The sequence below is a fragment of the Streptomyces sp. NPDC088733 genome, from assembly GCF_044751185.1.
Lineage (GTDB): Bacteria > Actinomycetota > Actinomycetes > Streptomycetales > Streptomycetaceae > Actinacidiphila.
Genome location: NZ_JBIVLH010000004.1, coordinates 265,218 through 279,134, shown reverse-complemented (window position 1 = coordinate 279,134; position 13,917 = coordinate 265,218). Strand labels below are relative to the sequence as shown.

The 13,917-nt window shown below is 73.2% G+C and carries 10 protein-coding genes; 6 read left to right on the top strand and 4 right to left on the bottom strand.

From position 1 onward, the window contains the following. Window positions 1–93 precede the first annotated feature (93 nt). A complete protein-coding gene (locus tag ACIP64_RS10075) occupies window positions 94–1,551 on the top strand; it encodes a pyridoxal phosphate-dependent decarboxylase family protein (RefSeq protein ID WP_401583571.1) in 1,458 nt (485 codons plus the stop codon). A 40-nt stretch (window positions 1,552–1,591) separates the two neighbouring features. On the opposite strand, the gene ACIP64_RS10070 is transcribed toward ACIP64_RS10075, so the two are convergent. Further along, window positions 1,592–2,812, bottom strand: a complete 1,221-nt coding sequence (locus ACIP64_RS10070; RefSeq protein ID WP_401583569.1) for a threonine synthase — start codon at window positions 2,810–2,812, stop codon at window positions 1,592–1,594. Between the two features lie 209 nt (window positions 2,813–3,021). Between ACIP64_RS10070 and ACIP64_RS10065 the strand changes: the two genes are divergently transcribed. Next, on the top strand, window positions 3,022–5,379 hold the full coding sequence (locus ACIP64_RS10065) for an alpha-L-fucosidase (RefSeq protein ID WP_401583567.1): 2,358 nt from the start codon (window positions 3,022–3,024) through the stop codon (window positions 5,377–5,379). A gap of 55 nt (window positions 5,380–5,434) precedes the next feature. Here ACIP64_RS10065 and ACIP64_RS10060 read toward each other — a convergent pair whose 3' ends face one another. Continuing rightward, entirely contained in the window at window positions 5,435–6,286 is an 852-nt protein-coding gene (locus tag ACIP64_RS10060) for a GNAT family N-acetyltransferase (protein ID WP_401583565.1), read from the bottom strand. 660 nt (window positions 6,287–6,946) lie between these two features. Here ACIP64_RS10060 and ACIP64_RS10055 point away from each other — a divergent pair. After that, complete coding sequence (locus ACIP64_RS10055; RefSeq protein ID WP_401583822.1) at window positions 6,947–7,699, top strand: SGNH/GDSL hydrolase family protein; 753 nt, start codon at window positions 6,947–6,949, stop codon at window positions 7,697–7,699. A gap of 105 nt (window positions 7,700–7,804) precedes the next feature. On the opposite strand, the gene ACIP64_RS10050 is transcribed toward ACIP64_RS10055, so the two are convergent. Together ACIP64_RS10050 and ACIP64_RS10045 are read right to left on the bottom strand one after the other, a co-directional pair. Continuing rightward, window positions 7,805–9,898 carry a PhoX family protein gene (locus tag ACIP64_RS10050; RefSeq protein ID WP_401583563.1) on the bottom strand — a complete coding sequence of 698 codons (2,094 nt, stop codon included), beginning with the start codon at window positions 9,896–9,898 and terminating at the stop codon, window positions 7,805–7,807. 180 nt (window positions 9,899–10,078) lie between these two features. Further along, window positions 10,079–10,759, bottom strand: coding sequence for an NADPH-dependent F420 reductase (locus tag ACIP64_RS10045; protein ID WP_401583561.1), 681 nt, complete (start codon window positions 10,757–10,759; stop codon window positions 10,079–10,081). A gap of 157 nt (window positions 10,760–10,916) precedes the next feature. On the opposite strand from ACIP64_RS10045, the gene ACIP64_RS10040 reads away from it, so the two are divergent. The 3 genes from ACIP64_RS10040 to ACIP64_RS10030 all read left to right on the top strand — a co-directional run bounded on the left by ACIP64_RS10040 (window position 10,917) and on the right by ACIP64_RS10030 (window position 13,915). Further along, entirely contained in the window at window positions 10,917–11,645 is a 729-nt protein-coding gene (locus ACIP64_RS10040; protein WP_401583559.1) for a DUF2625 family protein, read from the top strand. 185 nt (window positions 11,646–11,830) lie between these two features. Continuing rightward, window positions 11,831–12,943, top strand: a complete 1,113-nt coding sequence (locus ACIP64_RS10035) for a PP2C family protein-serine/threonine phosphatase (protein ID WP_401583558.1) — start codon at window positions 11,831–11,833, stop codon at window positions 12,941–12,943. A gap of 63 nt (window positions 12,944–13,006) precedes the next feature. Further along, window positions 13,007–13,915 carry a GNAT family N-acetyltransferase gene (locus tag ACIP64_RS10030; protein ID WP_401583556.1) on the top strand — a complete coding sequence of 303 codons (909 nt, stop codon included), beginning with the start codon at window positions 13,007–13,009 and terminating at the stop codon, window positions 13,913–13,915. Window positions 13,916–13,917: the final 2 nt, after the last annotated feature.

Genomic DNA, 13,917 nt, shown 5'->3' with positions numbered 1-13,917 from the left:
CCGGCGGGCGACGCACCACATCGACGATGCGGATCGGCCGGTCCGTGCTGCCTCCCACCGGCATCCCGGCGCGCCTGCACGATTGGGGACGGCATGAGTCACAACCCGCTGGAGACCGACGCGGCCGACGTGGCCGAAATGGGCGGCCTGGTGGCCGCGCGGATCGCGCAGTTCGTGGCCGGGATCCCCGACCGTCCCGTGGACAACGTGTCCACTCCCGAGGAGACCGCCGACCTGGTGCGGGCGTTCCTCGCGCCGCCCCCGGAGACGGGCGGAGAGCTCAAACCGCTGCTGGACCGGCTCGACGAGGCGACGGCGTGCGCTGTGGAGACCACAGGACCCGGCTTCCTCGCCGCCGTCCCCGGCGGGGGGCTGTACAGCTCCGCACTCGGGGAGTTCTGGGCTCGCGCCACCAACCGCTACGGCAGTCTCGCCGTCGCCGCGCCCGCCTTGGCCGCGCTCGAGGAGAGCACCGTGCAGTGGATGGCACGCGACGTGTGCGGACTGCCCGAGGGCAGCGGCGGCCTGCTGACCACCGGCGGCTCCATGGCCAACTTCTCGGCGCTGGTCGCCGCCCGCCACGACAGACTCGGCGAGGACATCGGCGAGGGAACCGTCTACACGACCCCCCACGCACACCACTCGGTCGCGAAGGCCGCCCTGCTCGCGGGCATCAAGGCGCGCAACATCCGCAGCGTGCCCTGCGACGGGCGGCTCGGCATGGATGTGCCGGCGGCGGAAGCGATGGTGCGCGCCGACCGCGCGGCCGGACGGCGCCCCTTCCTCGTCGTCGGGTCGGCAGGCACCACCGACACCGGGACGATCGATCCCCTGGCCGCGATCGCCGACCTGGCGCGGCGGGAGGGCCTGTGGTTCCACGCCGACGCCGCCTACGGGGGGTTCTTCCGGCTCACCGAGCGCGGACGGGCCGCCCTCACCGGCCTGGAACGCGCCGACTCGGTCACCCTCGACCCGCACAAGGCGCTGTTCCTGCCCTTCGGGACCGGCGCCCTCGTCGTCCGCGATCCGCGGACGTTGCGGGCCGCCTTCTCGGGCACCGGCACCTATCTGCAGGACGTCGGCTCCTACGACGGCCTGCCCGACTACGCCGGCATGGGAGTCGAGCTCAGCCACGAGGTGCGCGGGTTGCGGCTCTGGCTCCCTCTGCACCTGCACGGCGTCGCCGCCTTCCGGGCCGCTCTGGACGAGAAGCTGGACCTGGCGCGGCACGTCCACGACCGCCTCTCCGCGATACCCGCCCTGGAGCTGCCGCTGCGGCCCGAGCTGAGCACCGTCGTGTTCCGGGTCCGGCCGCACGGCACCACGCGGGCCGCCGCCGAGCAGGCCGACCGCGCGACCCGGCGCCTGCTGGAGGGGGTCAACGCCGGCCGCCGCGTCCTGCTCCAGAGCACCGTGATCGACGGGCGGCAGACCATCCGCGTCTGCGTGGTGTCCTACCGCACCCACCGGGACCGGATCGACGAACTGCTCGACCTCGTCACGGCCGAGGCGGGGAGGGCGGCCTCCGAGGGCACCGGGCCGGGGTCGTGATTCCCGTACCGCGTGCGCCGGTCGGCCGTCCCCGCCCGTGCTACGGGATGCGGTCGGTGAGGTCCAGGACCGGAGGATCGGTCCGGAACGCCTCCGGGTACTTGGCCGCGGCGCCGGTGTTGAGCACCACGACCTCCTCGTCGCCCGACAGCCATCCCCGTTCCCGCAGGACGCGCACCGCCGACAGGGTCGCCGCGCCCTCGGGGCAGAGCAGGGCGCCGTCCGCGGCGGCGCACGCGTCGCGGTCGGCGAGCAGTTCCTCGTCGGTGACGGCGACGGCCTGGCCCTTGGTCTGGTACAGGGCGTCCAGCACCATGAAGTCGCCCAGCGCCTTGGGGACGGTGATGCCGAACGCGACCGTGCGCGCGTCCTGCCAGGGCTCGCTGGTCCGCTCGCCCTTCTCGAAGGCGCGCACGATGGGGGCGCAGCCGGTGGACTGGACGCTGACCAGGCGGGGCAGCGGGCCCTGGAGCCAGCCCAGCTCGCGCAGTTCGAGCAGGGCCTTGTGGATGCCGATGAGGCCGACACCGCCGCCGGTGGGGTAGACGATGACGTCGGGCGCGCGCCAGCCGAGCTGTTCGGCGATCTCCAGGCCCATCGTCTTCTTGCCCTCGATGCGGTACGGCTCCTTGAGCGTGGCCGCGTCCATCCACGTGCCGGGGTCGGCCGCGATCTTCTCCGCGACGAGCCGTCCCGCGTCGCCGATCAGCCCGTTCACCAGGTACAGGTCGGCGCCCGCGGCCGCGCACTCGGCCCGGGTGATGGCGGGGGCGTCCACGGGCATGGCGATCAGGGCGTCCAGACCGGCGCGGGCGGCGTAGGCGGCCCACGCCGCGCCGGCGTTGCCGTTGGTGGGCATGGCGATGCCGCGTGCTCCCAGCTCGCGGGCCCTGGCCACGCCGACCGCCGCGCCGCGGGCCTTGAAGCTGCCGGTGGGCACCAGTCCCTCGTCCTTCATCACCAGGCCCGGGACGCCGATGGCCTCGCCGTAGCGGGGCAGCGGCACCATCGGGGTCATGCCCTCGCCCAGGCTGACAACGTTTTCCGGCGCGCGGACGGGCAGCAGCTCGTGGTAGCGCCACAGCGAGGGCGGCCGCTCCGCGAGGTCCGCGGGGGTGAGCGAGGCGCGCAGCCGCTCCAGGTCGTAGCGGGCCAGCAGCGGCGAGCCGCAGGCGCAGAGGTTCTGCACCCGGTCGGCGTCGTGGCGGCGGCCGCACCGCGCGCACTCCAGATGCGTGAGCGTGCTGAAAGGCAAGGTCATCCTCCCTTCCTACCCCGGCGGGGCGGGCCGTGGGAACACCCGCCGGCCGGGCCGGGACGCCCGCCTCACCGGACCGCCACCGCACGACCGCCGGGCTGTCATCGGATCAATCGCGGAACATCCTTGAACGTCAGCCCCGTTGACAGTCAATCAGCTACGGCTCAATCATCAGACGTCCGATGAATCGAGTCGCCTTTGGGGGGCTGTTCATGGCCAGCTATCCACGACGCCAGGTGCTGGGAGCCGCGGCCGGTGCCGCCGCCCTGGCCGCCGTACCGCTCGCCGGCCCGGCCGGCGCCGCCGAGCCCGCGGCAGGGCTCGCGGGGGAGCGGGGGACGGGCCCCTGGGCCGCCGTCCCGGATCCGGTACCCGTTCCGCTCGACGCGCTCTTCGACAACGACGGCATCGACACCGCGGCCGCCGGCGGCGGCGACTTCGACGGTTCCGGCTACACCTTTCCCGGCGAGGAACTGCCCTCGGGCCGGATCGAGGTGGGCGGCATCCCCTTCCTGTTCCCGGCCGCCGGGGCGGGGACGTACAACAACGTGGTCGCCCGGGGCCAGCGCATCGACCTGCCCAGGGGCCGCTACCTGTCCGCCGTCTTCCTGACGTCCGGCAGCTACGGCAACGCCTCCGGCACGGCCATCGTGCACTACGCCGACGGCTCGACGACCACCGCGGGGCTCGGCGGCGCCGACTGGTACGCGACCGGCGGCCCGCTGTCGGCGCCGTACCGGTACACGCCCGGCGGCGGCACCGACGCGCACAGCGTCGGCATCCAGGTCGCGGAGGTGTGGATCGACCCGGGGCGCGAGGCCGTCGCCGTCTCCCTGCCCGACATCGGGCCCGCCGAGGAGGGCCGCACGGCCCTGCACGTCTTCGCCCTCTCCCTCCAGCCGCCGGCCGAGGGACGGGCGCTGCTGGTGCGGGACGCGCACTCCACGCACTCGCTCCTGGAGTCCTCCGGCGCGCAGAGCGTGGAGGCCACCGTCCTGAACGCCGGCACCGTCGCGGTCCTCGCCCGCGACGAGGTGTGCGTGACCGTGGACGTCCCCGGCGCCCGCACCGTCGAGCCCGTCCGCATCCGTCGCCTCGGCCCCGGCGAGCAGGCCCGGGTCCGCGTCGGGATCCGCAACCGCCCGGGGACCGCGCCCGGCACCCGGCAGGACGGCACCGTCACCGTCCGCGGCCGCGGCGCCCGCGCCGCCGCGGCCGGCGCCGCCCTGACCCTGGGTACCGCCGACTACGAGCCCACCGAGACCTCCCTCTCCGGCCACCAGGCGCCGTACTGGTTCCAGGACGCGAAGTTCGGCATCTTCGTCCACTGGGGCGTGTACTCGGTGCCCGCCTGGTCGCCCGTGGGACAGCAGTACGCCGAGTGGTACTGGAACAGCATGCAGAACCCCGGCGACGCGGTGTACGCCTACCACCGGGCCACCTACGGCGAGGACTTCGCCTACGACGACTTCATCCCGATGTTCACCGCCGAGAAGTTCGACCCGCGGGCCTGGGTGGAACTCTTCGGGGACGCCGGGGCCCAGTACCACGTGCTCACCTCCAAGCACCACGAGGGATTCGCCCTGTGGGACAGCAAGGTGTCCGACCGCAATTCCGTGAAGCTGGGCCCGCGCCGCGACCTGGTCGGGGAACTCTTCGACGCCTCGCGGCGGTACGCCCCTGAACTCCGCCGCGGCCTGTACTTCTCGATGCCGGAGTGGTTCAACCCGGACAGCCCCTGGATGGGCCACGCCCCGCGCAATCCGTACACCCTGGAGTCCGTGCCGTACAGCGGCTACACGGCCGGCAAGGACTTCGTGAAGGACTACCAGGCCCCGCAGATGCTGGAGCTGATCCACGGCTACGACCCGCACGTGCTGTGGTGCGACATCGGCGGCTCCAACGACAGCGTCCATGTGCTGGCCGAGTACTTCAACCACGCCAAGAACCGGCACCGGCCCGTCGACGTGACCGTCAACGACCGCTCGGGCATCGGGTTCCACGACTACACCACGCCCGAGTACACCACCTACGACAGCACCGTCGTCGCCAAGTGGGAGGCCAGCCGCGGACTGGACCCGCGCAGCTACGGGTGGAACCGGGCGACCCCGGACGACGCCTACATGACCGCCGAGGAGGTCGTGCGCAGCCTCGTCGACATCGTGTCCAAGAACGGCAACTTCCTCCTGGACATCGGCCCGCGCGCCGACGGCACCATCCCGGAGATCATGCAGCGGCGGCTGCGGGAGACCGGCCGCTGGCTGCGCACCAACGGCGAGGCGATCTACGACACGACGTACTGGTCGCTCATGGCGGAGCTCGGCGACGACCTGCGCTTCACCGTCCGCCCGAACCGGGCCTTCTACATCCACAGCATGGTCCGCCCGGGCGCCCGGCTCACCGTCGGGGCGCCGGTGCCCGTCCGCGCGGGCGACACCGTGACGATGCTCGGCCACGACCGGCCCCTGCACTGGACGGTACGGAACGGGGCACTGGTGATCGACGTCCCCGAGGCCGCCCGCAGGGCCGGGGAGCACGTGTGGGTCTTCAAGGTGGACTGGCAGGACTGAGCCCCGGCGGCCGGCCCCGCGCCCTCCCCTGCGGGGCGCGGGGCCGGCCGCTGTCTCAGGCCGCCTCGGGCAGCGGCTGCCAGTTCCAGTTGGGGCGTTCGTAGGCGACCTGGAACCCGAGCCGGACCATGTTGTGCAGGGAGGGGTTGCGGGTACCGGGGGTCTCCGCGCCGGTCTCGGCCACCAGGAAGCGGCAGCCGAGGTCCCGCGCGGCCCGGGCGCGGGCGGCCAGGAGGGCGGTCTGCCCGCCGCGGTTGCGCGCGTGCGGGAGCATCGCGCCGGCGAAGAACTGGGCCGTCTCCCCGTGGACGTGCATCGTCCCCGTGCCCACGATCTCCCCGTCCAGCCAGGCGGCGAACGGGTGCCATCCCGGCTGGGCGGCCGAGTACGCGGACAGCTGGGCGTAGTGCTCCTCGGGCATGCCGAACGCGCGCACCAGCACCGACCCCCACCCGGCCGCGTGGCCCGCCTCGACCGGGGCCACGGTGATCCCGTCGGGTGCCTTGTCCAGGGCGTCGGCGCGGGCGACGACGTCCTGCGCCGCGCCGACGAGCTTCACCCAGGACGAGCCCTCGGTGATGCCCTCGCTCGCGCAGACGGCCTCCCAGTCCCCGGGGAGGAACGCGGGGGCGATCTGGAGGACGGCCTGCGGGGTCCCCTCCGCCCGGTAGAAGTCGCACACCTCGCGGATCAGCTCGGGCGTCACGGGGCCGGTGACCCCGAACCCCAGGGCCTTGCTCCAGAAGCGGGTGGGGTCGTTGCGCATCGACAGCACGACTCCGCCGCCGATCCGCGCGGCGTTCATACCCAGGGCGGTGCGCAGGTGCTCGGGGGCGCCGGTCTCGAACCGGAACAGCGCCTCGGCCTCGGACTGCTCGGCGACCGACGGGGGGACCAGGGTGTTCATGGGGCAACCGGCTCTTTCGGGGGGTCTGTGTCGTACGGGAAGGGGCGAACCGCTCGTGGCCCGGCGCCGCGCGGGCCGCGGCGGCGGACACCGGCAGGACGCGGCCGCCGTGGGGAAAGTTCGAACCGGTGCCCCTGTGATCCGGGCCACTCGTCCGGTTCCGGTGTGCCGCGTCCTCCCACCTTCGCCCACGGAGTCACACGCAGCCGCCCGCCTCGCCGGTACGGGGGGCCACTCCTCAGGTCGGCGTCCGCGCGGGGCGACATACGCCGGACGTGCCCGATGCCCCTGGTGGGGAGGGATGCGGTCCGGGGCGCGGTGCCGATCCCGCCTCCCGCTTCCCGGCCGCCCCGGCGTACGGCACACGGTGTGCCCCGCCGACGTGTCATCACCTGTCCGTCGGAAGCCCTCAACTCCGTTGCCAGTGGCTGATGTTGTGACGTGGTGCGGCGCGCCCGCGCGAGGACTCCGATCCGGAGCGTGACGCCGGGGCCAACGCCGGCTCCGCGTCCGGCGAACGTGAGATCTACGCGGGAAGAATTATTGTCATGGACACTTCCCAAGGTGCCGGAACTGGCGCTACTAAGTGGTAGTCAGTTCACCGCTCAGGGAGGTTCCGTGAGACCCACGAAGTCGTTGTCGGCCCTCGCCACCTTGATCATGGCCATGGTGTTCGGTCTGCTCCTGTCGAGTCCGGCACACGCCGCCGGACCTGCCTACGTCGCGCTCGGGGACTCGTACTCCTCGGGCAACGGCGCGGGCAACTACGACAGCGCCAGCGGTAGTTGCCACCGGAGTTTCAGCGCGTACCCGTACCTGTGGAAGAACGCCCACGCCCCGTCCTCGTTCGCCGACACCTCCTGCTCCGGCGCGGTGACCACGGACGTGACCAACAGCCAGCTCGGTCCGCTGAACGCCTCCACCGGGCTGGTCTCGATCACGATCGGCGGCAACGACGCCGGCTTCGCGGACGTCATGACCACCTGCGTGACCGGCTCCGACACCACCTGCGTCAACCGGGTCAACACGGCGGAGAACTACGCGCGTAACACCCTCCCGGCCCGTCTGGACGCCACGTACGACGCGATCCGCGCCAAGGCTCCCAACGCCAAGGTCGTCGTCCTGGGCTACCCGCGCGTCTACACCCTCAACGTCTTCTGCGTCGGCCTCTCCGACACCAAGCACCGCAAGATCGACGAGGCGGCGGACGTGCTCGACAGCGTCATCGCCGCCCGGGCGGCCGCCCACGGCTTCGTCTTCGGCGACGTCCGCAACACCTTCAACAACCACGAGCTCTGCTCCGGCGACGACTACCTGCACTCCCTCGTCATCTCGCCGAGCTGGGAGTCCTACCACCCCACGGCCACCGGGCACTCGAGCGGCTACTACCCCGTCATGAACGCCATCAGCTGACACCCCCACCCGCACCGGCACCCGGCCGGGACCGTGCCCGCGGCCTTCCGCGGGCACGGTCCCGGCCGCACCGGCGCTCACGCGTCCAGTGCCGGGCCCCGGCCGTCAGGTGCCGATGCCGTGCCCGTCCTTGCGCCACGCCACGACCACGGAGGGACGGGGGATCCCCTTCCCGCCGTCCGGCCAGCGCGAGGAGGGGTTGCTGTAGGTGGAGCCGTCCGTCTCGCCCGGGTGCTGCACGGCGACCAGGACCCGCTGCTCCTGGATGATCGGGCCGCAGGTCTCGGCGCCCTTCGGCACGCTCAGGAACTGCCGCACCTGGCCCCGCTTGTCGCCCTGCACGGCGACGCCGTAGAGGGCGTCATGGGTGCCGAGGGTGCCGGGCGCGCCGTCGGTGGAGATCCACAGGTTGCCGTGCGGGTCGAAGGCCACGTTGTCGGGGCAGGAGATCGGGCTGACCTGGTCCTTGGGGAAGCCCGCGAAGTACGTGGACGGGTCGGAGGGGTCGCCGGCCACGAGGAAGAGCCGCCAGGCGAAGCGGTCGGCGGCCGGGTCGTCGAAGAACTCCGCTAGCTCCAGCACATGTCCGTGCCGGTTGTTGCTCCGGGGGTTGGCCTCGTCGGGACCGGGGGAACCGGCCCTGCCGCGGTTGGTGTTGTTGGTCAGGGCGACATAGACGCGACCGGTGCGCGGGCTCGGCTCCACGTCCTCGGGGCGGTCCATCTTCGTCGCGCCGGCCTTGTCCGCCGCGAGCCGGGTGAAGAGGTACACCTCCTCGGCGGTCATGCCCTCGACGAACGAGGTCGTGCCGCTCGCGAGCTTGATCCACTCGCCGGAGCCGTCGAACGCGCCGTCACCGGGCAGGGCGCCGGAGCCGTCGAGCTCCGCGGCCGGGCTGTCGCCGGTGAGCCGGGCGACGTACAGCGTGCCCTCGTCCAGCAGCGTCATGTTGTACTCGCGGACCGCGCGTCCGGAGCCGTGCCGCATCGGCTTGGCGGCAACGAACTTGTACATGTAGTCAAAGCGCTCGTCGTCGCCCATGTAGACGACCGGACGCCCGTCCTCGGTGAGACGCGGCTGGGCGGCCTCGTGCTTGAGGCGGCCGAGCGCGGTGTGCTTGCGCGGGGTGGAGTACGGGTCGAAGGGGTCGAGCTCCACGATCCAGCCGAAGCGGTTGATCTCGTTGGGCTCCTTGGCCAGGTCGAAGCGGTCGTCGTACCGCTCCCACTTGCGCTCGCTGGCCGTGCCGGTCACGCCGTAGCGCTGCAGCCGCGCCGCGGTCACGGGGTCGGTGACGGAGGCCGCGTTGGCGAAGTACTGGTTGAAGTTCTCCTCGCCGGACAGCACGGTGCCCCACGGGGTCGTACCGCCCGCGCAGTTGTTCAGTGTGCCGAGCACCTTCGTGCCGGTGGGGTCCGCCTTGGTGCGCAGCAGCGGGCTGCCGGCCGCGGGACCGGTCAGGCGGAACGGGGTCGTGGTGTGGACGCGCCGGTTCAGCTCGTGCCGGCTCACCGGGTACAGGCGGCCGGAGCGCCGGTCCTCCTCGACGACCACCACGCTGAGGCCGTGCGCGGCCCAGGCGATCTCGACCTGCTGCCGGGTCGGGGCCGCCGCGTCGTACCCGGCGAACATCAGGATCTCGTCGGTGTACTCGTGGTTGGCGACGAGCACGTGGCGGTGGCGCTCGCCGGGCAGCTCGAACAGGTGCAGGAAGTCGTTGTTGTAGCCGAACTGCGCCGCCTGCGCCGCGGCGGTCTGGCGCGCCGGGTCGAACGCCGGGGCGCCGCGCAGGATCGGGTCGCCCCAGCGGATAACGACGCTCTGCGCGTACCCCTCGGGGACGACCACGGCGTCGGTGGTGTTCGGCTTGACGGGCACGAAGCGCAGGCCCTTGGCCGCTTCACGGTCGACGCCGCCGCCGTGCGAGCCGCCGCGCAGCGCCTCGGGCACGGCGGCGGCCACGTCACCGCCGTTCGCCACGACCAGGCCGCCCGCGGCGGCGGCCAGTGTCACCACGGCCCCGGTGCGCAGCATCGTGCGCCGCGAGAGCGCGTCGGCCACGACGTCGCCGAGATAGGGGTTGTCGCTGGTGTTGGGGGCCTCGTGCGCACACGCGTTGCCGCACTTGTACTGGCAGGTCAGGGCCGATCTGCCGGCCGCGTGCCGGGTGAGCAGGGGAAGGAGTCTGTGGGGCCGCACGATGCCTCCATGGTCTTGTCCGGGTAATGGAAGTCCCATGGAAAGGTAAAGCGACGCCCCTTCGGGGTGGTGGCGGAGACATGAACCACGCATGAACCGGCGCGCGTTGACCCGTTTCACGGTGTCATCGCGCCCCGGGGCGCGGCGGACGACGGCCCGCCGCGCCGGAACGGCACCGGGTCAGCGGGTGGCCGCGTCCAGGAGCGCGCGGATGGTGTCCGCGGAGGCGGGCGTGGCCTCCGCGTGCGCGAAGTCGGCGGCGCCGCCCCCGTAGGGCGGGCCGTAGACCGGGGTGCCCGGCTGCGAGCGCCAGCTGTCGGCGAGAGTGCCGTAGGCGAGAGCGTCGTAGCCGAGCAGGTCGAGCAGCTCGGCGGCCTGCGCGACGGCGGCCGGGTCGTCACCCGCGACGGGCAGCGCGGTGCGGTCCGGCGAGCCCTTCGGCCGGGCGAGCACGGCCAGGTGGCGGAAGAAGATGTTGTTGAAGGCCTTCACCACGTGGGAGTCCGGCAGGTGCTGCTGGAGCAGCTGGCTGTCCGTGCTGCCGCCGTCCTTCAGCTCGGCGATTTCGCCGTCCCGCTGCGGGTAGTAGTTGCCGGTGTCGATGACCGTCTTCCCGGCCAGCGGTGCCACCGGGACCTGGCCGACGGCCTTGACGGGGATGGTGACGACCACCCAGTCGCCTGCGGCGGCCGCCTCCTCCGGCGTCGCCGCGCGCGCCCGCGGGCCGAGCCCGGACACCAGGTCCGCGAGCGTCTCCGGCCCCCGGGAATTGCTGAGGACCACGTCCAGCCCGGCGTCCGTCGCGAGCCGCGCCAGAGTGCCGCCGATAGAGCCGCTGCCGATGAGTCCAAGAGTTGCCATGGTGTGACCTCGTTCTGAGATGTCCGTTGCACCGGTTCCTGGTCCAACGATCGGCTCCGGCGGCTTTCTTCCGCCGCTCCGACGCGCGCCCCGGCCCCGGGCGCCGGGACGCGCCCCCCGCGAAGAGGCCGCCGGCCGGCACTGCGATCATGCCCGGGTGCGTGGACTCGACGAACTGACCGATGTGGACGATCCGGTGTGGCCGCATCTGCGGGAGGCGTTCGCCGCCGCCACCGTGCCGCTGGAGGTGCTTCCCGCCGACGACGCAGAGGGACGCCGCTGCCTGCTCCAGATGCAGGTCACCGCGCGCTCCACGCTCGGCGGGCTGACGCTCCGCACCGGGGGACTGCTCGTGGACGGCGGATGGCTGCGGGTGTTCGGCGGCGGCACGGGGCCCGGGAGCGACGGCCTGCCGAGCCTCGGCCGGGTCAACGACTTCCCCGCCGCCTTCGACCCGGCGTGGCACCCCGCGACCGGTCTCGTCGTCGGCCATGACGTGCTGGGCGGGGTGTTCGCGCTCAACGGCCACGACCCCGCGGCCGGGGGCCGCCCGGGCGTCCCGGGGCAGATGAGCTGGTTCGCGCCGGACACGCTGGAGTGGGAGGCCCTGGACATGGGCCACTCCGGGTGGATCTCCTGGCTGCTCGCCGGCGGCCTCCAGCCCTTCTACGAGGAGCTGCGGTGGCCCGGCTGGCGCGAGGAGACCGCGGCCCTGTCCCCTTCGCAGGGGATCAGCGTGTACCCGTTCCTCTGGTCGAAGGAGGCGCACGCCGATCCCGCCGCGACCAGCCGGCGTCCCGTGCCGATGCGCGAGGTCCTCGGCGTGGCAAGGGACTTCGCCCGCCGGACGGGCCCGGCCGACCCGGGGTTCCTCGGCACGGTGTAGCGGCGCGGCCGTGCGCGGCACCGCGGTGCGCGGGGCCGCCGGCCGTCAGGACGGCTCCGCTTCCGTCGCCGGTGGCCGGGGCCACCCGTGTGACCTGCCCCGTTTCAGCACCGGAGCGCCGCCGCCGGGGCGCGTGGCCCTCCTATCGTGTGAGGCCACAGCGGCGGTGCGGCGACGGGACGGACGTGACGGAACCGATCGACTACACGGCGGTGTTCCGGTCCTTCCCCGGGCCGGCGGCGCTGCTCTCCCCCCAGCTGGTCTACGTCGACGCGAACGAGGAGTTCCTGCGCACCTGGGGCCACAGCCGCGCCGAGATCATCGGGCGGCCGCTGTGCGACGACATCGGCGGCCTCCCCGACGAGCTCGCCGTACGGGTCCTGCGCAATGTCGAGGCGTCACTGCGCCGGGTGGCCACGACCGGGCGGCGCGAGACGATGGCGCTCCAGCGGTACGCCGTGGGTGATCCCCGGCGGACGGGGACGCGGGACGAGCGCTACGTCAGCGTGGTCAACCTACCCGTCCTCGACCCCGACGGGCAGGTGGTGCTTCTGCTGCACCGGGTGGAGGAGGTCACCGAGTTCATCCGGGCCCGCGAGGTCGCGCTGAGCCTCCAGGAGGCGATGCTGCCCGGCCTGCGTCCGGCCGGCCGCCACCCGGTGGCGGTGCGCTACCTGCCCGCGGTGGACGCGCTGAACGTGTGCGGCGACTGGTACGACGTGGTCGACCGGCCGGGCGACTCCATCGCGGTGTCCGTGGGCGACGTCGTGGGCCACGGCCTGCCCGCGGCCGGGATCATGGGGGAGCTGCGGAGCGCGCTCTGCGCCGCCACCCGGGTCCTGGACGGTCCCGCGAAGGCCCTGGAGGTGCTCGGGCTGCACGCCCGGTCGATCGACGGCGCCGAGAACACCACCGCGGCCTGCACCTTCGTCGACTGGTCCGCCCGCACCATCACCTACAGCAGGGCCGGTCACCCGCCGCCCGCGCTCCGGCGGCCGGACGGCGCCGTCGAGTTCCTGGACCGTGTCACCGACCCACCGCTCGCCGCCTCGCCGGAGCACGTCCTGCGCCACCAGGCCACGGTGCCCTTCACCGGGGGAGCCGTGCTCGTCCTCTACACCGACGGGCTGATCGAGCGCCGCCACGAGGACATCGACACCGGCCTGGCCCGCCTTGCGGGATCCCTCGCCCGGTACGACGCGGCCGACCCCGAGGCGCTCGCCGACGCCCTGCTCGCCGACCTCGCCCCGCCGGGCGGCCTGACCGACGACACGGCCCTCGTCGTCGTACGGCTGTGACGGTGCCGCGGCAGCCCCCGAAGGCCACTTGCCCTTCCGGAATTCTCTGACTACGGTCAGAGAATGGAGCGAGGACAGATCGACGGCGTGCGCAGGTTCCACCGCGCCGTCACACAGCGGGTCGGCGCCCTCAACGACGCGTACCTGTCGCGGGACCGGTCGCTCGGGCTGTCGCGGCTGCTGTGGGAGGTCGAGCCGGACGGGTCGGAGGTCCGCGTACTCCGCTCGCGGCTGGGCCTGGACTCGGGATACCTGAGCCGGCAACTGCGGCGGCTGGAGTCGGACGGCCTGGTGACCACGGACCCGGACGCGGACGACGGGCGCGTGCGGAAGGTACGTCTGACCCGGGCCGGCGCCGCCGAGCGGGGGGTGCTGGACCGCGCGTCCGACGAACTGGCGGAGTCGATCCTCGTGCCGCTGACCGACGGCCAGCGCGGCCGCCTGGTGGCGGCGATGGCGGAGGTCGAACGGCTGCTGCTGGCCTCTCAGGTGCGGATCGAGATCACCGATCCGCGCACCCCCGACGCCCGTTACTGCCTGCGCTCCTACTTCGAGGAACTGGGCCGGCGCTTCGACACCGGGTTCGACCCGGCCCGCTCGCTCTCCGCCGGCGACGAGGAGATGACGCTGCCCGACGGCCTGCTCCTGGTGGCGAGCGCGCAGGGCTCCCCCGTGGGGTGCGGGGCGCTCAAACTGCGCGCCGGGACGCGGATCGCGGAGGTGAAGCGGATGTGGACCTCGCCGGACGTCCGCGGGCTCGGCCTCGGCCGCCGCATCCTGGAGCGCCTCGCGGACGAGGCGGCCGCCCGCGGGATGCGCACCCTGCGACTGGAGACCAACCGCACGCTCGGCGAGGCCAGGCGCCTCTACGAGACCGCGGGATTCACCGAGACCGAGGCCTTCAACTCCGAGCCGTACGCCCACCACTGGTTCGAGCGGACCCTGCCCGAGGGGTCCCGGGGCGCGCACTGAGC

Excerpts from the sequence above, each read along its gene's own strand:
- ACIP64_RS10075 (WP_401583571.1), top strand. The coding sequence starts at position 94 with ATGAGTCACAACCCGCTGGAGACCGACGCGGCCGACGTGGCCGAAATG.
- ACIP64_RS10070 (WP_401583569.1), bottom strand. The coding sequence starts at position 2,812 with ATGACCTTGCCTTTCAGCACGCTCACGCATCTGGAGTGCGCGCGGTGC.
- ACIP64_RS10065 (WP_401583567.1), top strand. The coding sequence starts at position 3,022 with ATGGCCAGCTATCCACGACGCCAGGTGCTGGGAGCCGCGGCCGGTGCC.
- ACIP64_RS10060 (WP_401583565.1), bottom strand. The coding sequence starts at position 6,286 with ATGAACACCCTGGTCCCCCCGTCGGTCGCCGAGCAGTCCGAGGCCGAG.
- ACIP64_RS10055 (WP_401583822.1), top strand. The coding sequence starts at position 6,947 with ATGGCCATGGTGTTCGGTCTGCTCCTGTCGAGTCCGGCACACGCCGCC.
- ACIP64_RS10045 (WP_401583561.1), bottom strand. The coding sequence starts at position 10,759 with ATGGCAACTCTTGGACTCATCGGCAGCGGCTCTATCGGCGGCACTCTG.
- ACIP64_RS10030 (WP_401583556.1), top strand. The coding sequence starts at position 13,007 with ATGGAGCGAGGACAGATCGACGGCGTGCGCAGGTTCCACCGCGCCGTC.